The following is a 23,216-nucleotide window of genomic DNA, read 5'->3' as shown; positions in this document are numbered from 1 at the left end:
CGCGTGCATGCATTTTTCGTATGCGCGTGAGTGACACATCCTGCGATGCATGCGAACGTCTCAGAGCCAAGCCGCGCCCGCTGTCGTTCCGGCCGGTCAGGGCGGTCCGGCCGGTCGGGGCGGTCCGGCCAGTGCGGGCGGGAGTTCACGAGGCCGTCTGCCGGGCATGGCGATGATGTTCGGCAGCGGCCTGTCCAACCAAGTCGGCGCTGCCACGGGCGCCTTGGCGTTCGGTGTCATCGGCCCCGCCGGTGTCGTGGCCGTGCGGCAGTGGGTCGCCGGAGCCGTGCTCCTGACGGTGGGCAGGCCCAAGATACGCGCCTTCACCTGGCGTCAGTGGTGGCCGCTGCTCTGCCTGGCGGCGGTCTTCGCCACCATGAACCTCTCCCTCTACACCGCGATCGACCGCGTGGGCCTCGGTCTCGCGGTGACCCTTGAGTTCCTGGGCCCGCTGTCGGTCGCGCTGGCCGCGTCCCGCCGTGCGGTGGACCTCGGCTGTGCGGTCGTCGCGGGCGCGGCGGTGGTGGCCCTGGCCCGCCCCCGACCCAGCACGGATTACGTCGGTATCGCGCTCGGCCTGCTCGCCGCGGCCTGCTGGGCCTCGTACATCCTGCTCAACCGTACGGTCGGAGCCCGCCTCCCGGGTGTCGAGGGCTCGGCCGCCGCCGCGGGGATCTCCGGGCTCCTCTATCTGCCGGTCGGCATCGTGGTCCTCGCCCACCACCCGCCGACGGCCACCGCCCTTGCCTGCGCCGCCACCGCGGGCATCCTCTCCTCCGCGATCCCGTTCCTCGCCGACCTGCTCGCCCTGCGCCGGGTCGACGCCCGCTTCTTCGGGATCTTCATGAGCGTCAACCCGGTCCTCGCGGCGCTGGTGGGCATGGTCGTCCTGGGTCAGTCCCTGGGCTGGGTGGAGTGGCTCGCCATCGCGGCGATCGTGACGGCGAACGGCGTCAGCGTCCTGAAGCGGACCTGAGGCGCACGCGGTCAGCCAAGGAATGCGGATGTAGCTGAGCTTAACGAAAGTTCAAAACTTGTTGCTTGTCCTTTCGGGTCGGCGACGGCATCGTTCCCTGACAACGGCCCGGCCAAGGAGAGCGAGAGCGAACAGTGAATGGCGTCCCCGGAAGAACCTGGGCAGCGGCAAGAGTGGGCGTACTCGCCCTCCTGTGGGGATCGACCTTCCTCTGGATCAAACTGGCCCTGGAAGGCCTGTCTCCCGTGCAGGTCACCCTCCTTCGCTGCGCACTCGGCGCGGCGACCCTGACGGTCCTGCTCTTCAGTACGCGTGGCCGCCTTCCCCGGGGCCGTGCGACGTGGAAGCACATCTTCGTCGCCGCCGTCTTCTGCAATGCCCTGCCCTTCGGCCTCTTCAGCGTCGGCCAGCAGACCGTCGACTCCGGTGTGGCGGGCGCCCTGAACGCGACGACCCCGCTGTGGTCCGTCCTGATCGGCCTCGCCATCGGCACGGAACGAGGACTGCGCCCCATCCGCCTCGCAGGGCTCCTCATCGGTTTCGCGGGTACGTCGCTGATCTTCGCCCCATGGCAGCAGTCAGGCCTGACGAGTTGGGGCGCGCTCGCCATCGTGGGTGCGGCGGCGAGCTACGCCGTCGGTTTCGCGTACATGGGGCACCACCTCGTCGGGAAGGGCATTCCCACCCTTTCCCTCTCCGCCGCCCAGCTCATGGCGGCCACGGGCCTGACGGCACTGGCCCTGCCGGTCGGCGGCCTGGAGACGATCCACGTGGATCGCACCGCGCTGATCGCCGTGGTCATCCTGGGGATCTTCGCCACCGGCGTCACCTTCCACCTCACCTACCGGATCATCGCGGACGAGGGCGCGACCAACGCGGCGACCGTCGGGTATCTGCTGCCGGTGGTCTCCGTGGCGCTGGGCGCCATCGTGCTCGACGAGGCCTTCAGCCTCCGGGTGGCCGCGGGGATGGCGGTCGTACTTGTCGGAGTCGGCATGACCCGCCGACAGAAGATCGTGTCCGAATGCCGCCAGCACGCGTGATCTCGACACCTCATGGTGGAAGCGGAAGGAAAGCAGGACAAGGCAGGACGAGGAGACCACGATGACCGCCTACACGACCATCACCAGCCCGCTCGGCGAGCTGCTTCTGGTGGGAGAGCCGACACCGGACGGCGTCTCGCTGACGTCGCTGTCCATGCCCGGCCAGAAGAACACACCGGCTGTGCGGCGCGGTTGGGTCCGCGATCCCGGCCGGTTCTCGGAGGTCGCCCGACAGATTGCCGCCTACTTCACCAGTGAACTCACCCAGTTCGACGTGGAGTTCACCCCGAGCGGCACCGACTTTCAGCAGCACGTCTGGAGTGCCCTTGAGGAGATCCCGTACGGCACAGCGACCACCTACGGCGCACTCGCCGAGCGGCTCGGCGTGGACCGTGCGCGGGTCCAGGCCCTGGGCGCCGCGATCGGCGCGAACCCGCTGCTCCTTGTGCGCCCGTGTCACCGCGTGATCGGCGCGGACGGCTCCCTGCGCGGCTACGCGGGCGGCGTGGAACGCAAGGTCCAACTCCTCACCCACGAAGGCGCTCTGCAGCCCACCCTCGTCTGACCCGCCCTCGCCCGACCCGCCCTCCTGCGACCCGCACGACCACGAAGGGCCCTGATCATGATCGACACCACTCAGGTGGCGGACACCCGCGTCGGCGAACGCGTCGCCGCCGGGAACTGGGACGCGCTGACCGCCGAGCTCGACGAGCACGGCCACGCCCTCACCGGCCGGCTGCTGGCCCCCGGCGTCTGCCGCGACATCGCCGCCCTGTACGACGAGGCCGACCGCTTCCGCGCGACCATCGACATGGGCCGCTACCGCTTCGGCTCCGGCCGGTACCGCTACTTCACCCATGAACTCCCCGATGTAGTACGTGAGTTGCGTGAGGCGTTCTACCCTCGGCTGCTGCCCATCGCCCGCGACTGGGCCGAGAAGCTCGGCAAGCCCGCCCCCTGGCCCGAGAGCCTGGAGGAGTGGGTGGCGATGTGCCACGCGGCCGGGCAGGCCAAGTCCGCACAGATCCTCCTGCGCTACGGGCCCGGCGACTGGAACGCCCTGCACCGCGACGTCTTCGGCGACATGCTCTTCCCGCTCCAGGTCGTCATCGGCCTCGACGCCCCCGGGACCGATTTCACCGGTGGTGAGTTCATCATGACCGAGCAGCGCCCCCGCGCCCAGTCGCGCGGATCGTCCACGACCCTGCCGCAGGGCCACGGGCTCGTCTTCACGACCCGGGACCGGCCCGTGGCCTCCAAGCGCGGCTGGTCGACCGCGCCGATGCGGCACGGCGTGAGCACCGTCCGCTCCGGGCGGCGGCGCACGCTCGGCCTGGTCTTCCACGACGCGGCATGAACCCCGACCAGGCCGCCGGGTGCCCGTATCCGCCTACGTACACCCTGTGCGGCCCGGACGGAAAGCCGTACCCCAGCGGCACGCCGGGCACTCTGGGCGGACATCGCCGCGGGCGCCTGTACGGCCGCCTTGACTGCCCTTCCGCGCTGCGGGCCGTCGCCCGCGGCCCCTACTCCATCCACCGGGTGTTCTTCCCCGACGAGGGCACCGCGGTCGCGGCCGGATACCGCCCCTGTGCGGTCTGGCTGCCCGCTCAGTACGCTCGATGGAAAGCTGACCCAGAAAGCACCGGCACACCATGAGCATCCTGAAGGACCGGGAGAACTCCCGCTCCCCCCTGATCGGCGCCGCTGACCTCGCCGCCCACGCTGACCTGCCCGCCCCCGCCGCGCACACCGAAGCCGAACTCGCCGCCCTGATCGGCCTGTTGACCCTGCCGAAGGCGCGAATCGGGACCGTCACCGTCGGCCACAGCCGCGACACCGCGTCCCGGGCCGCCGCCGAGGCCTTCGCCGCCGCGTGGAAGGACCGCGGCGGCACGATCCTCACCACGGTGAGCTGGCCCGAGACGGCCGCGTCCTGGCTGCGCCCCGCGCACCGCCTCACCGCGGAGCTCCCGGACGCCTGGGTCATGGCCGCCGCGCCGCTCGGCCTCGCCCAGCTGGCCCGCCGGCTGCGCCACTCCACCGACTGGGACCCGGCCCGCAGCTACGCCTTCGCCTCGCTCCAGGACTCCCGCGTTCCCGCCCTCGCCGGAGACGACGTGCTCCACGGCCTGCGCGGCGCGACAGCCGACGGCGCCACCTGGGACGTACGCCACCGCTGGGTCACCACCCACCTGCCCGCCGAGGTGACCGCGTGAGCGCCCTGATCCCCCGCCCCACCACGGAGATCGCCCCCGGCGCGGTGCACGTGCCGCAGTGGCTCACCCTGGAGCAGCAGCGCGAACTCGTCACGGCGTGCCGAAGCTGGGCCACCGGTCCTGTGCCGATCCGCCACACCGAGCTGCCGCGTGGCGGGATCATGTCCGTACAGACGGTGTGCGTCGGCTGGCACTGGCAGCCGTACCGGTACACCCGCACCGCCGGCGACGTGAACGGGCAGCAGGTCGCGGCGTTCCCGGAGTGGATGGTCGAGCTCGGGCGCCGGGCGCTGACCGAGGCGTACGCGGACGCGTCGGCCGCGGCCGACTACACGCCGGACACGGCGCTGATCAACTTCTATGACGGGCAGGCCAGGATGGGCATGCACCAGGACAAGGACGAGCGGTCGTCGGCCCCGGTGGTCTCCCTGTCCATCGGCGACACCTGCGTGTTCCGCGTGGGCAACACCGAGACCCGCACCAAGCCCTACACCGACATCGAACTGGCCACAGGTGACCTGTTCGTCTTCGGCGGCCCCTCGCGCTACATCTTCCACGGCGTGCCCAAGGTCCACGAGGGCACCGCGGACCCCGCGACCGGTCTGACCTCGGGCCGCCTGAACATCACGATGCGGGTCACCGGTCTCACCGGCTGACCAGGTGCCCGGAGCCGCGCGGCCACGCGAAAGCGGTTACTCGAACCGCGAGGTGTCGCCCGCCCCTCGGCGCACGATCTCGGCCTCGCCGCCGGAGAAGTCGATGACGGTGGTCGGGCTCGTGCCGCAGTCACCCGAGTCGACCACGGCGTCCACCTGGTGGTCGAGCCGTTCCTTGATCTCCCAGCCCTGCGTCAGCGGCTCCTCCTCGTCGGGCAGGAGCAGGGTGCTGGAGAGCAGCGGCTCACCGAGCTCGGTGAGCAGGGCCTGCGTGACGACATGGTCGGGAATCCGGACCCCGACGGTCTTCTTCTTCGGGTGCAGGAGCTGGCGCGGCACCTCCTTCGTCGCGGGGAGGATGAAGGTGTAACTGCCCGGCGTCGCGGCCTTGATCGCACGGAACACGTCGTTGTCGATGTGCACGAACTGACCCAGCTGCGCGAAGTTCTGGCAGACCAGGGTGAAGTGGTGGCGATCGTCGAGGTTGCGGATCCTGCGGATGCGGTCGAGGCCGTCACGGTTGCCCAGCTGGCATCCCAGGGCGAAACAGGAGTCCGTCGGATACGCGATGAGCGCGCCGGAGCGGATGCTGTCGGCCACGGTGCCGATGCTGCGCGGCTGGGGATTGTCGGGATGCACGTCAAAATACTTGGCCATCCGCCGAGCGTACGTGATCGCAACAGAAGTCCCCGGTTCCCCAGCGGGCGCAGCCGCGAGGTCTGGGGCCACAACCGCACCGTCGGTCGCGCAGGGTGCGGTCAGTCGTCGTCGACCACGCTGATCAGCGCGAGCGTGATGTTGTCGGGGCCACCCGCGTCGACGGCGGCCTTCCACAGCTCGAAGACCGCCCGGTCGCCGTCGTGGGCCGCGAGCAGCTCGTCGAGGACGTCCTCGGGCACGGGGTCGGTCAGGCCGTCGCTGCACACCAGATAGCGTTCACCCGCGACGAGCGGCAGCGTGCTGACGTGCGGGGTGACCGCGCTGAACCGGAGCGCACCGCCGAGCGCCTGCGTGACGATCGACGTGGTGCGCCGCCCCGGCACCGGAGGTGGGCTGTCGTCGACGCTCACCTGGCGGAGTGGCCTGGGGGCGCCGCTCCGGCTCACGTCGAGCACCCTGCTGTCACCGACGTTGAACACGAGGAGTTCCGTCCCGAGGACGACGACACCCGCGACCGTCGTCCCCATGGTGGCCAGCTCCGGATCGTGCTCGGCGGCCTCGTACACGGCGTGATTGCAGGCGTTCAGCGCGTCACGAACGGCCTGCTCGCTGTCCAGCAGGGGTCCGAGCGACGCCAGCCGTCGTACGACGACGCCACTGGCCACCTCGCCGCCGGGCTGGCCGCCGATGCCGTCGGCGACGGCGACGACGAGGGGGGTGCCGAGCGGGAACCCCAGGGTCTGCGGGTTCTCGGTCGTGGTCCCGCAGAGCGTCCATGGACCGACGGCCAGACTGTCCTCGTTGTTGTCGCGTACGAGCCCCGGGTGGCTCAGCGCGGTGACTGTTATGTACGGCATCCCTGTCCCGCCTCTCCGTAACGGCAGGCGTGCTCCGCACCACCATTGTCACGCCGACGGCCGCACACGGCTCAGTGACGGCCCGTGGCCACCCTCTGCCCCGTAGGCGACCGTGCATGCCATGGTGGGGGAGTCGGCTGGTCTGGACCAGTCTCCGGTGTGGTGAGGAGCGTACGCATGCGCGGTACAACGGTCTTGCCCGGCGAGGGGAACAGCGGATTACCCGGTGAGGAGGGCATGCCGACGCATCGCCTGGAGGTGCCCATGCCCAACGCGCTGCCGTTCGCCATCGGCACGTTCGACACCATCGGACCGATGTCACGTGCGGCGTTCCCGCACCGGCACACCTTCCACGAGATCGTCCACGTCACCGGCGGCACCGGCAGGCACGTCGTCGACCTGACCCGCTTCCCGCTGCGGCCGCCGAACCTCTGCTTCATCGCCCCCGGCCAGGTCCACCACTGGGAGAACGTCACCGGCCTCGAAGGGAGCGTCATTCTCTTCACCGACGACTTCCTTCTCGACCACCCCGCGGACCGCCGGGCGCTGCGGGGGCTCGGGCGGCGCTCCTGGATCGAAATGCCCGACGAGTCGGCGGACCGGATCGCGCGCCTCGTCGCCGAGTTGGACGGCGAGTACCGGGCGGGGGCCGACGGATTCCAGAGCGTGCTGCGGGCCTTGCTGCACGTTCTCGTGGTGCGTTCGGCGCGGCTGCCCGCGCGGCATCCGGCGCCGGCCCCGCCCGCACCCCGCTCACGGCCCGGCGCGGTCGCCGCGGAGTTCGTGGCCCTGCTCGGCACCCCGGAGGGTTCCCTCCTTTCCGTGCGCGCCTGCGCGGGGCACCTCGGTGTCTCCGTGAGCTACCTCAGCGAGGCGGTGAAGGCCTCCACCGGCCGCACGCCCGGCGAACTGATCCGGCAGACGCGGGTGCACGAGGCCAAACGCCTGCTCCTGCGTACGGAGTTGTCGGTCCGTCAGGTAGCCGCCCGGGTCGGTTTCGGGGACCCGGCCTACTTCTGTCGGTTCTTCCGCCGCGAGACCGGCGCGAGTCCCGGAGACTTCCGGCGCGGCGGTGGCGATATTCACCACGACCACCGACTTGAGTCCATCGCCCGCGCCCGGCCTTCCGCATAGTTTCGGTGCCGATCCGGAACCCACCCCACCCCCTCAGGAGGAGCGATGGAGCACGAGATCGGTACGAGCGGAGACGGTAGCGGCCCCAGCCGAAAGACCGTCCTGAGAGCGGCCGCCGCAGTGGGCATGGCCCTGCCCGTGGCCCTCATGGGAGTTCCCGCCCTCGCCCGGACCGCGGGCGAGCGGGGCGTGGTCCCCGAGGCGACCCCGGCCTGTGACGACGGCGACGACCCGACGCCCCCGCAGATGGAGGGACCGTACTTCAAACCCAACTCCCCCCAGCGCACCTCGCTCCTCCAGCCCGGCGTGCCGGGCATACGGCTCACCGTCACCGGCTATGTCTTCGGGCGTGCCTGCCGGCCGATTCCCCGGGTCCTGATGGACTTCTGGCAGGCCGACACGTACGGGACGTACGACAACACGGGATTTCGCTTCCGAGGCCATCAATTCACCGACGCGTCAGGCGCGTTCAGGCTCACCACGATCGTGCCCGGCCTCTACCCTGGCCGCACCCGGCACCTGCACGTCAAGGTGCAGGCCCCGGGGCGCCCGGTCCTCACGACCCAGCTGTACTTCCCCGGTGAGCCGCGCAACAACACGGACCCGATCTTCGACGCACGGCTGCTCATGAACGTACGCACCGTCGGCAACGCGAAGGAGGCGGACTTCGACTTCGTGCTGAACGTGCCGCAGTAGCCCACCCGCCTCTCTTGACAGCACCCGCCTCGCGGCGATGGCCTGGTGCCCTGCCGCGCGGCGACGCGGCGGCCACGAAGCCGGGCGCGGGGCACAGGGGGAGGGGCGGGCCATGTTGCGAGTGCACTTCACGGCCGAGGATCTGGCGCGGGTGCGGGTCGCCTCGGGGCCTGACTTCCTCTGGGAGATCAGTAACAGCGTGCAGACGCTCCAACGGCGGGACGGGGCGCGGGTGTTCGGGGAATGGCGCCGGTGGGCGAGGCCGCGTCTCTCGGCCAGTGCCCGGCTCCTGTCGCCGCTCCTGCCGCCGCACGGCTGCTCCCCGGACTTCCTCACCCCCACCCACGGAGAGGGCCAGACGCTCCACGCGGCGGTCGACACCCTTGTGCGCACCCCCCGTCCGCGGCTGCGCACGGACCTGTCGCGAGTGGCCGCCTCGCGTCGGCTTCCGGGATGGACGCAGTCGCTCGCGCGCGGCGACGGCGCCGCCCTGCGGCAGTTGGGGCAGGCCCTCCACACGTACCACCTGGAGGCGCTCGAGCCCTTCTGGCCGCGCGTCCACGCCCAGATCGACGCCGACCGCATCATCCGCCTGCACAGCCTCCTCGACGGCGGCACCGACGGGCTCCTCGCGGGACTCGGTCCTCAACTGCGCTGGCAGCCGCCGGTGTTGGAGGCCGACTATCCCGTGGATCAGGATCTGCGTCTCGACGGCCGGGGGATCACCCTGCAGCCCTCGTTCTTCTGCTGGCCCACTCCAGTCACGCTCGCCGACGGTGAACTGCCCCCCGTCCTGGTGTATCCCATCGACCACGCGACGGACTGGACCCACCCCACACCCCTCGACCGTCCGGACGACGGCGCGCTGGGGCCGCTCATCGGGCACACACGCGCCGCCGTCCTCAAGGCGGCACGCACCGGCTCGTCCACGGTCGAGCTCGCCCGCCTCCTTGAGGTCACCCACCCGGCCATAAGCCAGCACATCAAGGTGCTGCGTGCAGCGGGACTTGTGACCACGGTCCGCAGGGCGGGACGGTCGCTCCATGTCGCGACCGCGGAAGGGCGCGCGCTGCTGCGCGGCAGCGGGTCGTAAGTCTGGGCTTTCATCGATTGCGCCTGGCATGGGCATGCAAGGAAGCTGTCCGAGCTGTCGCACACGCACCCCCCACCTACCCACGCATCCCCCCACCGCGGTGCGTCCCGACACCTTGCCCCGCGCGCCGTTCAACGCGCGTCCACGTGTGAACTCCCGGGCACGGTACGAGGGAACGCATCGACGATCCGATGAAGGAGTGGCGTTGCGCACTACTCGTATCCTCACCCGCCGCGCGGCCGTCGCCGCCGCACTCGCCGTGGCCGGCACCCTCTGTGCCGTGCCCCCCTCGGCCTCGGCGGCGTCCTCCGGGCACGGCGTCAAGTGGTTCCAGGAGCGGCACGGCCTGCCCCGGACCGGCTCGGTCGACGGCGCGACCGCCGACGCCCTGAGCCGGGCCTCCGACGCCGAACTGCACCGGACGTTCCGGACCGCGGCCGACCTCGGGCCCGAGGAACTGGCCAACGCGCGCACCGTCATCGGTGTCGGCAAGGGCGCCCAGATTCCCGAGCAGGGCCAGGTCATCGCGCTGATGACAGCCATGCAGGAGTCCAAGTTCGTCAACTACCTGACGCCTGTGGACCACGACTCCCTGGGCATCTTCCAGCAGCGTCCCAGTACCGGCTGGGGCACTCCCGAGCAGATCACCGACGTCGCCACCTCGTCCAAGTCCTTCTACGGAGTGGCCCCCTTCGGCAGCAATCCGGGACTGATCCAGATCGCAGGATGGGAGACGATGCCGCCGGGTGAGGTCTGCCAGGCCGTCCAGGTCTCGGCCTACCCCGACCGCTACGCGCAGTGGGAGCAGTTCGCCCGTGACCTGCTCGCCCAGGAAGGTCCTTCGGTCCCGCCGATTCCCTGACCCGCGCACGCACGCACACGCCCCCGCCCTCTCCACCCCTCACAGCAGGCCCTCACACCAGGAGCCCGTATGCGCAAGAGACTTGTCTCCACAGCGATCGCCGTGGCCGCGGCAGGCGCCCTCCTCACTCCGGCCGCCGCCCAGGCGGAACCCGCGCACCCCCGGAGCGTGTCGGTGCTCGGCGACGGCTCGAAGGCCGGGACCGCCGTCGTCAGCGGACAGAACGAGCCCGGAACCCGGCTGCGCGTCGGCGGGGCGCGGACGGCGAGCGCGCACACGCTCCCGGTGGACTACCAGGTCCAGGAGACCGGCTACTGGTGCGGCCCCGCCGCCACCCGCATCGCCCTGTCCGCACGGATCGCCCCGCCGAGCCAGGGCGCTCTGGCCGCGCAGCTCGGCACCACCGAGGCGGGCACCGACCACATCAGCCAGGTGACCGGCGTGCTCAACGCCAACCTCGGCACCGGCTGGTACGAGACCAAGGAGATGCCGAACGATCCGCCCACGCAGGCCCAGAAGGACCTGCTGTGGCACGACATCGTCCTGGACATCGACAGTAACTACCCGCTCGTGACCAACATCGTGGCCCCGCCCGGCAACCAGCCGCCCGGCTATCCGTCGGACCAGACGATCTACCACTACTTCACGGTCATCGGTTACGACGACGCGAACCGTACCGTCCTCATCGCCGACCCCGCCTCCTTCAGCGGCAACCAGATCTACTGGCTCTCCTTCGACCAGCTCGCCACTCTGATCCCGCCGAAGGGGTACGCGGCCTGAGCCATGAGGAGTGAGTGAGCGAGCCGTGGCTGTGGGCGGCGCCGCACGACTCGTGCGCCACCCACAGCCCGCTCGGCCGCCGTAGCGGGAGTGACGGCGGCAGCCTCAGCGGCACCGACTCCGCTGAGGCCGAACAGGAAGCAGGGTCTGGGCGATCCTGCCGACCTCGAACACGTGACGGGCATGACGAGCTGAGCTACCCCTTGCTTCCGCCCCGAGGACGCGCGTGGATGCACCGGCATCCGGATTTCTTCACCGGCCGTCCTGTACGTCTTCCAGCCGGAGCCGCAGACTGTGGATACCGCGCCGCGCATGGCTCTTGACCGTGCCCAGCGGCCACCCGGTGCGCTCGGCGATCTGCTGATGCGTGAGGTCCTCGTAGAACGCCAGACGCAGCACCGTCCGCTGCGAGACCGGCAGTCTCGCCAGCTCCTGTGCCATCAGCGCCCGGTCGACCGCCGAGTCCATTCCTTCGAGCGCCGGGTGGTCCATGGCGACGTACTGTGCCCTGGCGCCCTCGACGAGCGCCGCCCGGCGGGAGCGCGCCGCCAGCGCGTCGGCGATCCTGTGCCGCGTGATGCCGGTCAACCAGGCCGACACACTGCCGAGTTCGGGGCGGTAGCCTGCCCGCCCCCGCCAAGCGGCGAGGAACACCTGCTGGGTGATGTCCTCCGCCTCACGGCTGTCGCCCAGCGCGCGCTGGGCCAGGACGTGCACCAGAGGCCCCCACCGCCGGTACACCGCCGTGAGGCTCGCCTCGTCCCCGCCGGCAAGACCTCTGGCCAGATCCGTGGCCAGATCCTTGGCCGGAGCTGTGGCCCGCTCCCCGGCGGGGATCCGCGTGGGCAGTGACACCAGTGCGCTCATCGACGCTTCGTCAGCTCCTCGTGGCGATCGCAATCGCCGTCCGACCGAACGGAAACGGGCAGTCGCGCCGTGGCCCCGGCCGCGATCCGGTCATACTGGGAACAGCTCCCGGCACACGGCAACTCGCATCGGTTGTGCGTCGTATCTTGGCCGGATGAGCGAGGGGCAACACGGCGGACGGAACGGCGAGTCGGCAGGTGCGGGAGTCACCACGGGTGCTCTGGCACGACGTCTGGGGGTGTCACCGACGACGTTGCGCACATGGGACCGGAGGTACGGTCTCGGCCCCGCCCGGCGCGATACCGGTCACCATCGCCGCTGGTCCGAGCGGGACGTCGCGATGGTGGAGGAGATGGGCCGCCTCACGTCGGCGGGGGTGCCGCCGGCCGAGGCCGCCCAGGAGGCGCTCAAGCTGCTCGACTCCGGGTCCGCCGCCGAGTCCGCATCGGAGTCCGCCCCCGGCCCCGCCGCCGTGCCGCGACGGAGGGGGCCCGCACGCCCGGCGCCGGTGCGGTCATCCGACATGTTCGTCCGCCAACGGCGCGGCCTTTCGCGCGCCGCCGTACGGCTCGACTCGCCCACCGTGGAGGACCTGCTCACCGACGCGGTGGAGAGCCACAGCCTGGTCACCGCCTGGCAGGAGGTGATGGTGCCGACACTGCACGCGGTGGGCCGCAAGTGGGAAGAGGCCGGCGACCGCTACGTGGAGGTCGAGCACCTGCTCTCCTGGCACGTCTCCCGCACCCTGCACCGCTGCGCCACCGCTCCGCCCTCTCCGGCCCCCGCTGGTGCGCCTGCCATGAACACGCCTCTCGTCCTTGCCTGTGTACCGGGTGAGAACCACTCCCTCCCGTTGGAGGCGCTCAGCGCCGCCCTCGGCGAACTCGGCGTTCCGCAGCGCATGTTCGGTGCCGCGGTGCCGGTCGAGGCCGTCGCGGAGGCCGTGCGCAGGACGGGCCCGGCCGTCGTCGTCCTGTGGGCGCAGGCCCGCTCCACCGCGAGCGTCCCGCTGGCCCGGCACATCGCCGACACCCGCTGGGGCGTACGGGGCGCCCGCGGCCGTCCGGTGGTCATGCTGGGCGGGCCCGGCTGGGCGGGTCCCACCGTGCGCGGAGCGCTGCGGCCCACCAGCCTGCGGGAGGCGCTGGCGCAGATCAGCAGGGTGCGCGGGGAGGCCACGCCCGGTCGCGGACCCGCTTGACGCCTTGGGGCACCGGCCGGTCCCCCCCAACCTGTCATCCCACCGTCGTCAACGGCCTTAGAAGAGCGCTGCGTTCGTCGCGCCAGGCGGTCAGGAACCGTGCACCGAGGCGGTCCTCCAGGAAGCCCGTGGCCTCGATGCCGAAGACGACGTCCGTCTCCAGGCCGGGTTCGCTCGCGAGGAGGCCGCCGATGACGTCACGCCGCACCACCTGTTCATGAACGGCGTCGGCCGCCACATGCTCGTCGTAGAACCGCTCGGCCGCCGGTCCGGCGCCGCTCCTGCGCATGGCCTCGGCCAGTCGCCGCGAGCCCGGGGGCGAGGTCACCTCGACGGCGGCGAAGTGCCCGACCAGGGCGCCGCGCAGCGCCCGGTGCAGACCGAGCAGGGACATCAGATTGACCGTCGCGAGCACTTCGCCCGGGGCGGCGTCGAGATAGTACCCGTACGACGTCTCGAGGGCGAGGTCCTCCATGAGGCCGGCGAAGAGCCGGGCGTGGATGTACTCGGCGCGCCCGGCCCCGAACTCGTCGAACTCGACAGCCACCATGCCCGCCTTGGCCCGGCCGTGCAGCCGTGGGATGACCCAGGCGTGCGGGTCGGCCTCCTTGAGGTGGTAGAGCGAGCGCGCCGCCGCGTACTCCCGAAGCTGCCACAGTTCGCCGTCGTGCTGGAGATGGTGGCTGACACTGGTGCGGCTGTGGCCGATGGGCTCCATGAGCAGGTCGGCCAGGGCGCGGTCGGCGCTGTCCGTGGAACGGCAGTTGGCGCGCAGGGCGCCGACGAAGCGCCCTTCGAGCGCGCGGCGCAGCCCAAGGAGTTCGGGGTCCCATTCGAGATCATCGCGGACGCCGTCGAAGCCTTGGTAGTGCAGCTCGTAGAGGGTGTAGAGGGCGAGCTGGAGATCGTCGCCGTAGGGGTCGGCGTCGTGGGTGTCGAGGGACAGCGGCCCCGGACTCCCCCCGGTGCGCAGCGTGGTGACCACGAGACGGGACAGTGGGCCGCGGGGCTCGGGCAGGGCGGGGCTCGTGCGGCGCGACTCGGGAAGGCCGTCGTCGGGGGAGGGGCTCTGGTTCTCAGCGGGCATCGGATCCTTCCTCCCCTAGGTGTGCTCGTCCCTCCCCTAGGTGTGCTCGTCGTCCCAGGTGCCCGAAGAATCATGACGCACACATAGGAGGCCCGATATGGAGGCCGGAATTCTCTGTTTGGCCTCTTTTCGGCAGGGCACTCGATGCGGTGGAGGTTGATCATCCCCTCCCGTTATTCGCATCCCTGCCTTCAGGGGAAAACAGGGAAAAACAATTGAGGAGTTCTCGATGAGCAACGAAATCTGGAGCTACATTCCCACGGCCGGGCACGGTCCGGACAACGATCTGACGGGCTACAAGGTCGAGGCCGCTGACGGGCACATCGGCAAGGTCGACAAGCACTCCGACGAGGTCGCCAACCAGTACATCGTCGTCGACACCGGCGTGTGGATCTTCGGCAAGGAGGTGCTCCTTCCCGCGAGCACCGTCACCGCCATCGACCACGAGGAGCGGAAGATCCTGGTCTCGCGGACCAAGGAGCAGATCAAGAACGCGCCCGAGTTCGACAAGGAGAAGCACCTGGGCGATCCCGCCTACCGCGACCAGCTCGGCGGCTACTACAGCGGTCCGGGTCACTGAGCGGCACTGACACCGATGGCGTCCGGGGCACCTGGTGCCCCGGACGCCATCAGGCATTTCGGTACGGCTCTCAGTGGCGGCCGTGTGCGCTGTCGGAAGCGCCGCCGAAAAGCCGCGCGACGGCGCGGAACGGCAGCGTGACAACCGTGGCGATGGCTCCGCCGATGGCGCGGACAACATCTGCGATGGCCTTCAACATGTGGGCCTCCATAGAGCCGTGGCTCACTAGTGATGAATTGCCGTGCGTCGCCGCACGGCCTCGTACACCCGGTTTCCCAGCCCGCGACCGTAAAAACTGATTCTTGCGGATCGAATTGAATGCCTGCGTGTGCGTGGACGTACTGCAAAAGGTTGAGTTCGGCCGGAGCAGTCGTCCGTTCACGCCGCCCGGGCGGCGCGGGCCCAGGGCAGTGGCCGTCACTCAGGCGGCGCGTGCGGCGATGGCTCGCGCGCACTCCAGGGACTCGGTGGCCGTCGTGTCCACCTGCATGTCGTAGAGCACGCCGTGGTGGACCACCTCCGCCTGGGAGGCGGCCATCCCGGCGACACGGTCACCCCGCGCGGTCTCCCGGCCCGCGGCGACCGTGCTGTCACAGCGGACGCCGACCCACAACACCGGCAGATCACCGAGGGACGTCCGCCACCGCTCCTGTGACGCCGTGCCGCCGAGGAAGACCTCGTCGACGATGACCCGTGCGCCGGCGCGGGCCATCGCCACGACCCCTTCGATCCATGCCGCCTCCAGCGTCCTGAACTCCGGGCCGACGCTCACCCCGCCGTCCGCGGCGACCTCGATTCCCTCCGACGCGGTCCGCATGGACGCGGGCATCGCCTCGACCAGCGTGTCGCACCCGAAAGTCAGCCACGGATCCGGGAGGACTGCCTGGAGACACCGGGCGATGCCGGACTTCCCCGAGCTGGAACCACCATTGAGAATGATCACCTGAGTCGTCACCGCGCCACAGTAGAAGCATCCCCGCGCCACAGGAAACCACTTGCTGTACCGCGGACCGGGGGTCAGCCCGTGCCGTCGAACGGGCTGATGCGGCGGTACGCGGCGCGTGCGTGAAGGACGCGGCCCGCCGTCGTGCCGATGAGAGCCGCGGCCAGCAGGCAGCCCATCCACTCAGGATCCCGGTGCCCGGCCCAGGAGATCTCCCCGATGGGGTGGGCGGCGAAGAAGTTCAGCAGCATCCAGCACAACAGGGCAGTGCCCGGCGCCGCGGCGAAACGGCCCCGCACTCCGAGCAGTGCGGCGAGCACCGAGAGCGCCGCGAGCGCGAGCCCCGTGCGGTCGAGCGCACCGAGCAGGTCGAGCACAGTCACCAGTGCGAAGGCGCCCGCGTACGCGCCCGTCCAGATGAAAGGCGTGGCCACAGGCTCAGGAACGACCCGCACGCCCTTGGCGACATATCGCCACTCCACCACCATCGACTCCTCCCCACCGCCGGTCCGCCGGGGCGCCGATGCCCCGGGGACGTCCATGACCGGCGCCTCCCGCAACGGGACCGACGCACGCACCGGTGATCGGGCACGGGGCGAGGTCCAGGGCAGATTGTCGCACCACATCCATGGGCGTCTGTCCCGTCGGGGGTGGTCTCTCCTCTCGTCGTGTCCCCGTCATAATTCTCGGATGGACCTCGCCTCAACTCCCCAGCCCTCCGCGTCGCGAAGGCGCCCTCGCGTCGTCGTCGTAGGAGCCGGACCGGCGGGACTCACCGTCGCCAACATCCTGCGTGCCGCCTCCGTCGACTGCGTGGTCCTGGAGACGGAGAGCAGGGAGTTCATCGAACAGCGTCCCCGTGCGGGCTTCATCGAGGAGTGGGCGGTGCGCGCCCTGGAGGAGCGGGGCCTTGCCGGCCGGCTCCTCGTGCACGCGCAGACGCACGGTGAGTGCGAGTTCCGATGGGCGGGGGAGCGCCACCGGTTCGCCTACGGCGAGTTGTCGGGGAACCGCCACTTCGTCTATCCCCAGCCTCTGCTGGTGACGGACCTGGTGCGCGCCTATGCCGACCGCGCGGGCGGCGACATCCGTTTCGGCGTGCGCGACGTGGAACTGCACGACATCGACACGGACCACCCCTCGGTGTCGTACACGGACCCGGCCACGGGCGAGCGCATACGCGTCGAATGCGACGCCGTCGCGGGCTGCGACGGCGCGCGCGGTGTGACGCGCACCTACCTGGGGGCGGAGCGGGCCACCGTCGCCCGGCACGACTACGGCATCGGCTGGCTCGCTCTCCTCGCCGAGGCGCCGCCGTCATCGGACTGCGTCGTCTTCGGCATCCACCCGCGCGGCTTCGCGGCCCACATGGCCCGGAGCCCCGAGGTCACCCGCTACTACCTGGAGTGCCCGCCCGGCGACGACCCCGAGAACTGGTCGCACGAGCGTGTCTGGTCTGAGCTGCACGCCCGCCTCTCGGTGGCGGGGGCGCCACCGCTCACCGAGGGCCGACTGATCGAGAAGCGCGTCCTCGACATGCACAACTACGTCGTGGAACCCATGTCCTACGGGCGGCTGTACCTCGCGGGCGACGCCGCCCACCTCGCCGCGCCGATCGCCGCGAAGGGCATGAACCTGGCGCTGCACGACGCGCTGCTGCTCGGTGACGCGCTCGTCGCCTACTGCGCTGAAGGGGACGAGCGCGACCTGAGCGGCTACTCGGAGGCGTGCCTGCCGCGGGTGTGGCAGTACCAGGAGTTCTCCCAGTGGCTCTCGGAGGTCCTGCACGGGCCGTCGTCGGGGGTCCCCTTCAAGGCGGGCACCGCGGCCGCCCGGCTGCGCAGGATTCTCGGCTCGCCGGCGGCCGCGGCGGCGTTCGCCGAGCTCTACATCGGGAAGGGCGCGGGCAACTGACCGCGTTCGAGGGTCACGAATACCAAGTGGGCTCCGGGAGTTCACCGGTCAGGACATGACGGCCGACCTCGCGCCGCTTGTAGGCGACGGGGTCGTGGAGGGTGTGGGTGCGTACGTTGCGCCAGAACCGGTCGAGTCCTTCGGCGGACGCGGTGGCGCGGGCGCCGGTGACCTCGAAGACCTGGTTGGTGATCTCCAGGGCGACCTCCGTGGCCCGCGCCTTCACCGCCGCGACCCGCACCTCGAACGCCCCACGGGACTGCTCGGTGACCGCGTCCGGCTCGTCGTGCAGTACCTGGCCCTCCAGGGCGACGGCGTCGGCAAGTGCCTCGACGGCCCACAGCTTGGCGGTGAGATCGCCGTAGATGTCGATGACGTACGGCTCGTCGACCGCCGTGTCGTGGCCACCGTGCAGCCAGGGACGGGACTTGGCCGTGGTGTAGGAAGCGGCGGTCTCCAGGGCACCGGCGGCGATGCCGAGGTAGAAGTTGACGAAGACCAGCTGAATGGTGGGGACGTTGAGCGTGTTGTAGACGCGCGGCGTGAACTCCTTGTCGACGTATCCGGCGGCCGACGCCCACGGTGTGCGTACGCCGTCGATCGTCACGCCGCCGCTCTCGGTGAGCCGCTGGCCGATGTTGTCCCAGTCGTCGTGGAAGGTCAGACCCTCGCTGTCGGACGGCACGATGGCGAACACGTGCTTGTCCGTGCCGTCCAGAACGCCTTCGAGCACGGTGACGTCCGAGACCTTGCTGCCGGTGGAGAAGCTCTTGCGGCCGGTGAAGACGAGGTCGTCGCCGTCCTCCGTGACCACGACGTCCCGGTCACGCGGGTTGACCGCGCCGCCGAAGAACCACCGTTCACGGGCGGCCGTGGCCTCGACGTGCTCCCACTGCTCGCGGGTGCCGACCAGGCGTGCGGCCCAGTTCCACAGATAGTGGTAGCCGAGGAGCTGACCGATCGAGCCGTCGGCCTTGGCGACCTCGCGCACGACGTGGTAGGCCGTCGGCCAGTCCTGACCGGCTCCGCCGTGCTCGGCAGGGCCGAGCAGGGTGACCAGACCGGCGTCCTTGAGCAACTGGACCTCGGCGTAAGGGGTTTCGCCCGCCTTGTCGCGCGCGACGGCGTCGGTGGCCAGGACGGCCGCGACCTCGGAGGCGCGGTCGATCCAGGCCCGGGAGTCCTTGGGCGCGGGGAGGGTCTTCCAGTCGGCGGGTGCGACGGTGCTCATGTTGCTTCCTTTCCAGGGGAGTTCAGATCCACGGGAGTTGGAGGGAAGGGTGGGTCAGTGGGCGGCGGAGGCCTCGAGTTCACGGACGATCGGGAGCACCTTCTTGCCGAAGTACTCGACCTCCTCCAGGTAGTGCAGGAACCCCAGGAGGAAGAGGTCCACGCCGAGGCGCTTGTAGGCGACGATGCGTTCCGCGATCTGTTCCGGGGTGCCGATGAGACCCGTACGGAAGCCGTCGTTGTACTGGACGAGGTCCTCGAAGGAGGAGTCCTGCCACATGCCCTTGCCGTCGGCGGCGGACCGTCCTGCCTGCTTCACGGCGGCGCCGAAGCCCTCCACCGCGTCGGAATCGGCCTTGGCGACGATCTCGCGGAGCGTCTCGCGGGCCTCGGCCTCGGTGTCACGGGCGATGAGGAAGCCGTTGAGGCCGAAGCGGGGCGCGGTGCGTCCGGCGGCCGCGGCCGAGGAACGTACGTCCTGGATCTGCTCGGTGACGCCGTCGAAATCCTTGCCGTTGGAGAAGTACCAGTCGGACACGCGGCCCGCCATGGCGCGGGCCGCGGTGGAGTTGCCGCCCTGGAAGATCTCCGGATGCGGGCGCTCGGGGGTGTTGAGGGGCTTGGGCTTGAGGGAGAAGTCGCGGATCCGGTAGAAGTCACCGGCCAGTTCGGCGTGGTCCTCGGTCCAGATGTCGCGCAGCGCCCGGATGAACTCCTCGGAGCGGCGGTAGCGCTCGTCGTGCTCGAGCCAGGGCTCGCCGAGCGCGGTGAACTCGTCCTTGAACCAGCCGCTGACCACGTTGACGGCGAACCGCCCGCCCGACAGATGGTCGGCGGTCGCGCCGAGCTTGGCGAGCACCCCCGGGTGCCACAGGCCCGGATGGACGGCGGCGATCACCTTCAGGCGCTCGGTGGCGAGCAGCAGGGCGAGGCTGAAGCTGGTCGACTCGTGCTGGAACTCGGCGCCGTAGCTGGCCATGTAGCGCACCTGGCTCAGGGCGTAGTCGAAGCCGTTGTTCTCGGCGAGGACGGCCAGCTCGCGGTTGTACTCGTAGCCCCAGTCGGTGCGCTGCTCGATCTTGCTGGTGACGAGGCCACCGCTGACGTTGGGCACCCAGTACGCGAAGCGCGCGGGTTCGGTGGCGACGGGGGTCGAGGCAGGGGCGGATGGCGGCACGGATGACATAGGGGGGCTCCTGGGGATGTTTCGGGCATGCCGGGGCGTGCGGCGGGACCCGCTGATCAGAGGATGTACATCACTTGGCGTCGATCACGCACGGCGGAAGAGCCCGCGGACGCGCGGACGCGCAGACGTGTGGAAGCACGGACGCGCCTTCGGCGAATCAGTGCAAGGAAGGGCCGAGCGGAGGCCGGAGGTCAGCGGCGACAGAAAGCGCCGGCGAGACGTCCGAGGTCGATGTGGCGGCGTCGGGTGAGCCTGCGCATATCGATCAACTCCTCGCTGGACAAGGCCGGATACCGCACATCGGACGATGGGGAGATGCCGGTCCGTCACACGTTAGCGAGTGACACCGCCCCTGGTCGATTCGGCATTGACGAGGGCCTGATAGGGCTTCCCTTTCACTGGCCCCCGATCAGCGGCAGGACAGGGAAGTCGTGGTTCTGCCAGATGAGGCGGGAGGGCTCTTCCGGGTACGTGGTGACAGCCGGTCGCGTGTCGAAGAGCTGCACGAGGCGCTGCCCGGCGTCGTACGCGGGCCAGCCGGGATCGCCGGTCGTGGCGAACGCCGTCCACGCGGCGCGCATACGGGCGGACAGCGCCTCCGCCTCCGGGGGCGGGCCCTCGCCGATCAGCGCGGCGGGCTGGCCGCGGTCCAGGTTGCCGAAGACCAGGGGTACGTCGAGGCCGTGGCAGGCACCCAGGACACCGTCCATCCCAGGGGCGGGCCAGGTCAGCTCATAGACGTACGCGCGGCCACCCGCGGAGGTCTGGGCCTCGGCGAGATGGAGGCTCGGCATGCGGAACAGGCAGTCGGAGAGGGCCAGTTCATACAGCTTGTCCGGGCCCGCGTCCGGAAAACCGTCGCGGTAGCGGCGTGCGCCGTCCTGCCCGGGGCCGAAGACGTCCAACGCGGTCGTCGCCTGCTCCTGTGTCACCTGGCCGAGCAGGCCGTCCAGCGCGGTGAGCAGCCGTGTTTCGTCGCGGGTATGGCCGACGAGGAGCTCGATGCCGCGGCCTGCGCCGTCAGCCAGCGCCTGCCAGGGAGCGACCGGCAGCGCATCACCCTCGACGACCGGCGAGAACACGATCGACCTGTGCGCCACATGACCCCACCGCTGGGCCCACTGCCCCATCTTGGCGCCCACCGCGTCACCGGCTGCGGACAGCAGGGCCGGATCGACCGTGGACAGGTCCGCCACCGTGGGCCTGAGCCCCAGCTCGGCGGCACAGGCGGTGGCTATGTCGGCGGCGAGCTCCGGAGAGAAGAAAGTGCCCTGCATACTCTGTGCGACGGCCCGGCCGAACAGCCCTGCCGCGCGCGGCATCGCAAGGAGCGCGGCGACCGATCCGGCCCCCGCCGACTGACCGAAGACCGTGACGCGGTCGGGGTCGCCGCCGAAGGCCCGGATGTTGTCACGCACCCACTCCAGAGCGGCCACCTGGTCGAGCAGCCCCCGGTTGGCGGGAGCCCCCTCGAACTGCCCGAAACCCTCAAGCCCCACACGGTAGTTGAACGTCACCACGAGGACGCCGCCCTCGCGCGCGAGACGGCCGCCGTCGTACTCGGGGAGCCCGGACATGCCGATCGTGTAGGCGCCGCCTTGGATCCACACCATCACCGGAAGGCCTGCGCCCGGCCCAGGATCGGGCGACCAGACGTTGACCGTCAGCCACGCGTCGCCCTCCACATCCCGAGCCAGGGCGTCCATGCCGAAGTGACCGCCCTGAGGGGGCGGCGGTCCGTACGACTCCGCCGCCCGCACCCCGTCCCACTTCCGTACCGGCCGCGGCGCCGCGAAACGCAAAGGGCCGATCGGCGGCTCGGCGAACGGGATGCCACGGAAGACCGCCATCCCTGTCTCCCGCGTGCCGCGCAGTGCTCCGGCCGCCAGGCGGACAGTGGGTTCGGCCCGGGACGGCTCCGACGCGCCAACGGTCATCACAACTCCCTCTCCGGTCGGACGGGAACGCGATCACCGAGCTTCGCGCGGCCCCGGACACACCGACCCGCACACATGGACCCGGACACACGGACCCGGACACGTGGGAGCATCTCGCCGTATCGGTATGCCGCGCCAGCCATTTACGGATGGGTACGACAGGCATCGACACGATCTAGTGTGGCCTGCATGAATCCGTTGTCCGAGCTGGACGCGCGTATCTCGGGGTGTTCCGCGTGCCCCCGGCTCGTCGCCTGGCGGGAGGAAGTCGGGCGGGTCAAACGGGCCGCCTACATGGACTGGACGTACTGGGCCCGGCCGGTACCCGGGTTCGGACCGGCGGATGCCTCGATGCTCGCCATCGGGCTCGCGCCCGCGGCGCACGGAGGGAACCGGACGGGCCGGATGTTCACGGGCGACCGTTCCGGAGACGTCCTGTACAAGGCGATGTACGAGCTGGGCCTCGCGTCGAGACCGCTGGCGGAGTCCATGGACGACGGCCTGACGTTGCGCGGGGTGCGGGTGACGTCGCCGGTGCACTGCGCCCCGCCCGAGAACAAGCCGACCCCGGGTGAGCGGGACATGTGCAGGCCGTGGCTCGTGCGGGAGCTGGAGCTGCTGGGGCCGCGTCTTCGGTCGGCGGTGATTCTGGGGGCGTTCGGATGGCAGGCGGCGTTGCCGGCGTTCACGGCGGCGGGGTGGCGCGTACCGAAGCCACGGCCCCGGTTCGCGCACGGCACGCGGGTGACACTGGAGCGTGCGGATGGCTCCGGGCACTCCGATGCGGGGCCGGGGCCGGGGCCGGGTCCGGTCACCCTGTACGGCTGCTTCCACGTGAGCCAGCGCAATACGTTCACGGGTCGGCTAACCCCGGACATGCTCAAGGACGTCCTGCGCGATGCGGCGGGCGAGGCGGGCATTCCACCCTACGCATCGCCGCACGCACCGCCCGACGGGCAGCGGTAACCGGCAGGCACACGCCACCCGCGTCAGAACGACCGAAGCCTCCGCGTCAGGACGACCGAAGCCCCCGCACACGAATGTGCGGGAGCTTGCGGCGGAGTTCGTCAGCTGTCGCGGCGCTTGAGGTTCTCCCGCGCGACCTCGGCGCGGTCGCGCATGTCGCCCATGGCCTTCTTGACCTCGCCCTTGGCCTGGTCGCCCTTGCCCTCGGCCTGCTTGTCACGGTCACCCATGACCTTGCCGCCCATTTCCTTGGCCTTGCCCTTCATCTTGTCCATGCCGCCCTTGTCAGCCATGACAACTCCTTTGTCGTTACAGCGCCCACCGGTCTC

Annotated in this window: 27 protein-coding genes and 1 pseudogene; 16 read left to right on the top strand and 12 right to left on the bottom strand. The window is 70.5% G+C overall.

The features are described from left to right. The first annotated feature begins 49 nt into the window (after window positions 1-49). The 7 genes from ACZ5CR_RS15380 to ACZ5CR_RS15350 all read left to right on the top strand — a co-directional run bounded on the left by ACZ5CR_RS15380 (window position 50) and on the right by ACZ5CR_RS15350 (window position 4,894). The gene (locus ACZ5CR_RS15380) at window positions 50-976 is read left to right on the top strand and encodes an EamA family transporter (protein ID WP_468857574.1); all 927 of its coding nucleotides are present in this window, start codon (window positions 50-52) and stop codon (window positions 974-976) included. A gap of 173 nt (window positions 977-1,149) precedes the next feature. Then, complete coding sequence (locus tag ACZ5CR_RS15375) at window positions 1,150-2,019, top strand: DMT family transporter (protein ID WP_468857572.1); 870 nt, start codon at window positions 1,150-1,152, stop codon at window positions 2,017-2,019. Between the two features lie 61 nt (window positions 2,020-2,080). After that, complete coding sequence (locus ACZ5CR_RS15370) at window positions 2,081-2,584, top strand: methylated-DNA--[protein]-cysteine S-methyltransferase (RefSeq protein WP_468857571.1); 504 nt, start codon at window positions 2,081-2,083, stop codon at window positions 2,582-2,584. Window positions 2,585-2,641: 57 nt separating this feature from the next. Next, window positions 2,642-3,376: a 2OG-Fe(II) oxygenase gene (locus ACZ5CR_RS15365; RefSeq protein WP_468857569.1), complete on the top strand. Its 735-nt coding sequence runs from the start codon at window positions 2,642-2,644 to the stop codon at window positions 3,374-3,376. After that, on the top strand, window positions 3,373-3,678 hold the full coding sequence (locus ACZ5CR_RS15360; protein ID WP_468857567.1) for a metal-binding protein: 306 nt from the start codon (window positions 3,373-3,375) through the stop codon (window positions 3,676-3,678). Before ACZ5CR_RS15365 ends, ACZ5CR_RS15360 begins: the two co-directional genes overlap by 4 nt. Then, window positions 3,675-4,238, top strand: a complete 564-nt coding sequence (locus tag ACZ5CR_RS15355; protein WP_468857565.1) for a hypothetical protein — start codon at window positions 3,675-3,677, stop codon at window positions 4,236-4,238. The genes ACZ5CR_RS15360 and ACZ5CR_RS15355 overlap by 4 nt, the downstream gene beginning before the upstream one ends. Next, window positions 4,235-4,894 (top strand): alpha-ketoglutarate-dependent dioxygenase AlkB family protein, encoded by a 660-nt coding sequence (locus ACZ5CR_RS15350; protein WP_468857564.1) that lies wholly within the window; start codon window positions 4,235-4,237, stop codon window positions 4,892-4,894. Before ACZ5CR_RS15355 ends, ACZ5CR_RS15350 begins: the two co-directional genes overlap by 4 nt. A 36-nt stretch (window positions 4,895-4,930) precedes the next feature. Here the strand turns inward: ACZ5CR_RS15350 and ACZ5CR_RS15345 are convergent, their stop codons facing one another. Then, complete coding sequence (locus ACZ5CR_RS15345) at window positions 4,931-5,551, bottom strand: L-threonylcarbamoyladenylate synthase (protein WP_468857563.1); 621 nt, start codon at window positions 5,549-5,551, stop codon at window positions 4,931-4,933. Between the two features lie 101 nt (window positions 5,552-5,652). Next, window positions 5,653-6,411 (bottom strand): PP2C family protein-serine/threonine phosphatase, encoded by a 759-nt coding sequence (locus tag ACZ5CR_RS15340; protein WP_468857562.1) that lies wholly within the window; start codon window positions 6,409-6,411, stop codon window positions 5,653-5,655. 177 nt (window positions 6,412-6,588) lie between these two features. Here ACZ5CR_RS15340 and ACZ5CR_RS15335 point away from each other — a divergent pair, with 177 nt between their 5' ends. The 5 genes and pseudogenes from ACZ5CR_RS15335 (at window position 6,589) to ACZ5CR_RS15315 (ending at window position 10,976) form a co-directional block, all read left to right on the top strand. Continuing rightward, window positions 6,589-7,545 (top strand): helix-turn-helix transcriptional regulator, encoded by a 957-nt coding sequence (locus ACZ5CR_RS15335; RefSeq protein ID WP_468857561.1) that lies wholly within the window; start codon window positions 6,589-6,591, stop codon window positions 7,543-7,545. A 45-nt stretch (window positions 7,546-7,590) separates the two neighbouring features. Beyond that, a pseudogene (locus tag ACZ5CR_RS15330) lies at window positions 7,591-8,238 on the top strand (dioxygenase family protein); the annotation flags it as partial. A gap of 115 nt (window positions 8,239-8,353) precedes the next feature. Further along, window positions 8,354-9,334, top strand: coding sequence for an ArsR/SmtB family transcription factor (locus tag ACZ5CR_RS15325; RefSeq protein WP_468857560.1), 981 nt, complete (start codon window positions 8,354-8,356; stop codon window positions 9,332-9,334). A 205-nt stretch (window positions 9,335-9,539) separates the two neighbouring features. Continuing rightward, window positions 9,540-10,196: a peptidoglycan-binding domain-containing protein gene (locus ACZ5CR_RS15320; RefSeq protein WP_468857558.1), complete on the top strand. Its 657-nt coding sequence runs from the start codon at window positions 9,540-9,542 to the stop codon at window positions 10,194-10,196. A 69-nt stretch (window positions 10,197-10,265) separates the two neighbouring features. After that, complete coding sequence (locus ACZ5CR_RS15315) at window positions 10,266-10,976, top strand: C39 family peptidase (RefSeq protein WP_468857557.1); 711 nt, start codon at window positions 10,266-10,268, stop codon at window positions 10,974-10,976. 252 nt (window positions 10,977-11,228) lie between these two features. On the opposite strand, the gene ACZ5CR_RS15310 is transcribed toward ACZ5CR_RS15315, so the two are convergent. Continuing rightward, window positions 11,229-11,843, bottom strand: coding sequence for an RNA polymerase sigma factor (locus ACZ5CR_RS15310; protein ID WP_468857555.1), 615 nt, complete (start codon window positions 11,841-11,843; stop codon window positions 11,229-11,231). 154 nt (window positions 11,844-11,997) lie between these two features. On the opposite strand from ACZ5CR_RS15310, the gene ACZ5CR_RS15305 reads away from it, so the two are divergent. Beyond that, a complete protein-coding gene (locus tag ACZ5CR_RS15305; RefSeq protein ID WP_468857554.1) occupies window positions 11,998-13,044 on the top strand; it encodes a MerR family transcriptional regulator in 1,047 nt (348 codons plus the stop codon). 34 nt (window positions 13,045-13,078) lie between these two features. On the opposite strand, the gene ACZ5CR_RS15300 is transcribed toward ACZ5CR_RS15305, so the two are convergent. Further along, a complete protein-coding gene (locus ACZ5CR_RS15300) occupies window positions 13,079-14,131 on the bottom strand; it encodes an iron-containing redox enzyme family protein (RefSeq protein ID WP_468857552.1) in 1,053 nt (350 codons plus the stop codon). Between the two features lie 229 nt (window positions 14,132-14,360). On the opposite strand from ACZ5CR_RS15300, the gene ACZ5CR_RS15295 reads away from it, so the two are divergent. Next, on the top strand, window positions 14,361-14,711 hold the full coding sequence (locus ACZ5CR_RS15295; protein WP_453524333.1) for a PRC-barrel domain-containing protein: 351 nt from the start codon (window positions 14,361-14,363) through the stop codon (window positions 14,709-14,711). A gap of 70 nt (window positions 14,712-14,781) precedes the next feature. Here the strand turns inward: ACZ5CR_RS15295 and ACZ5CR_RS15290 are convergent, their stop codons facing one another. The 3 genes from ACZ5CR_RS15290 to ACZ5CR_RS15280 form a co-directional block, all read right to left on the bottom strand. Beyond that, complete coding sequence (locus ACZ5CR_RS15290) at window positions 14,782-14,910, bottom strand: LPFR motif small protein (protein ID WP_389916323.1); 129 nt, start codon at window positions 14,908-14,910, stop codon at window positions 14,782-14,784. Window positions 14,911-15,132: 222 nt separating this feature from the next. Next, complete coding sequence (gene cpt, locus ACZ5CR_RS15285) at window positions 15,133-15,666, bottom strand: chloramphenicol phosphotransferase CPT (RefSeq protein WP_468857551.1); 534 nt, start codon at window positions 15,664-15,666, stop codon at window positions 15,133-15,135. A 62-nt stretch (window positions 15,667-15,728) separates the two neighbouring features. Further along, the gene (locus ACZ5CR_RS15280) at window positions 15,729-16,196 is read right to left on the bottom strand and encodes a hypothetical protein (RefSeq protein WP_468857549.1); all 468 of its coding nucleotides are present in this window, start codon (window positions 16,194-16,196) and stop codon (window positions 15,729-15,731) included. 148 nt (window positions 16,197-16,344) lie between these two features. Between ACZ5CR_RS15280 and ACZ5CR_RS15275 the strand changes: the two genes are divergently transcribed. After that, window positions 16,345-17,568, top strand: a complete 1,224-nt coding sequence (locus ACZ5CR_RS15275; RefSeq protein ID WP_468857548.1) for a 4-hydroxybenzoate 3-monooxygenase — start codon at window positions 16,345-16,347, stop codon at window positions 17,566-17,568. Between the two features lie 13 nt (window positions 17,569-17,581). On the opposite strand, the gene ACZ5CR_RS15270 is transcribed toward ACZ5CR_RS15275, so the two are convergent. The 4 genes from ACZ5CR_RS15270 to ACZ5CR_RS15255 form a co-directional block, all read right to left on the bottom strand. Then, window positions 17,582-18,799 (bottom strand): acyl-CoA dehydrogenase family protein, encoded by a 1,218-nt coding sequence (locus tag ACZ5CR_RS15270; RefSeq protein WP_468857547.1) that lies wholly within the window; start codon window positions 18,797-18,799, stop codon window positions 17,582-17,584. A gap of 54 nt (window positions 18,800-18,853) precedes the next feature. Further along, complete coding sequence (sfnG, locus tag ACZ5CR_RS15265; RefSeq protein ID WP_468857546.1) at window positions 18,854-19,984, bottom strand: dimethylsulfone monooxygenase SfnG; 1,131 nt, start codon at window positions 19,982-19,984, stop codon at window positions 18,854-18,856. Window positions 19,985-20,175: 191 nt separating this feature from the next. Continuing rightward, window positions 20,176-20,244: a putative leader peptide gene (locus ACZ5CR_RS15260; RefSeq protein WP_389916339.1), complete on the bottom strand. Its 69-nt coding sequence runs from the start codon at window positions 20,242-20,244 to the stop codon at window positions 20,176-20,178. Window positions 20,245-20,379: 135 nt separating this feature from the next. Further along, window positions 20,380-21,921, bottom strand: a complete 1,542-nt coding sequence (locus tag ACZ5CR_RS15255) for a carboxylesterase/lipase family protein (protein WP_468857545.1) — start codon at window positions 21,919-21,921, stop codon at window positions 20,380-20,382. Window positions 21,922-22,110: 189 nt separating this feature from the next. Between ACZ5CR_RS15255 and ACZ5CR_RS15250 the strand changes: the two genes are divergently transcribed. Then, complete coding sequence (locus ACZ5CR_RS15250) at window positions 22,111-22,887, top strand: uracil-DNA glycosylase (RefSeq protein ID WP_468857543.1); 777 nt, start codon at window positions 22,111-22,113, stop codon at window positions 22,885-22,887. 101 nt (window positions 22,888-22,988) lie between these two features. Here the strand turns inward: ACZ5CR_RS15250 and ACZ5CR_RS15245 are convergent, their stop codons facing one another. Beyond that, window positions 22,989-23,180 carry a CsbD family protein gene (locus ACZ5CR_RS15245; protein WP_468857542.1) on the bottom strand — a complete coding sequence of 64 codons (192 nt, stop codon included), beginning with the start codon at window positions 23,178-23,180 and terminating at the stop codon, window positions 22,989-22,991. Window positions 23,181-23,216: the final 36 nt, after the last annotated feature.

Source organism: Streptomyces sp. NPDC031274, from assembly GCF_055570235.1.
Note: the sequence above shows the minus strand (reverse complement) of the source record. Positions and strands in the feature narration are given on the sequence as shown.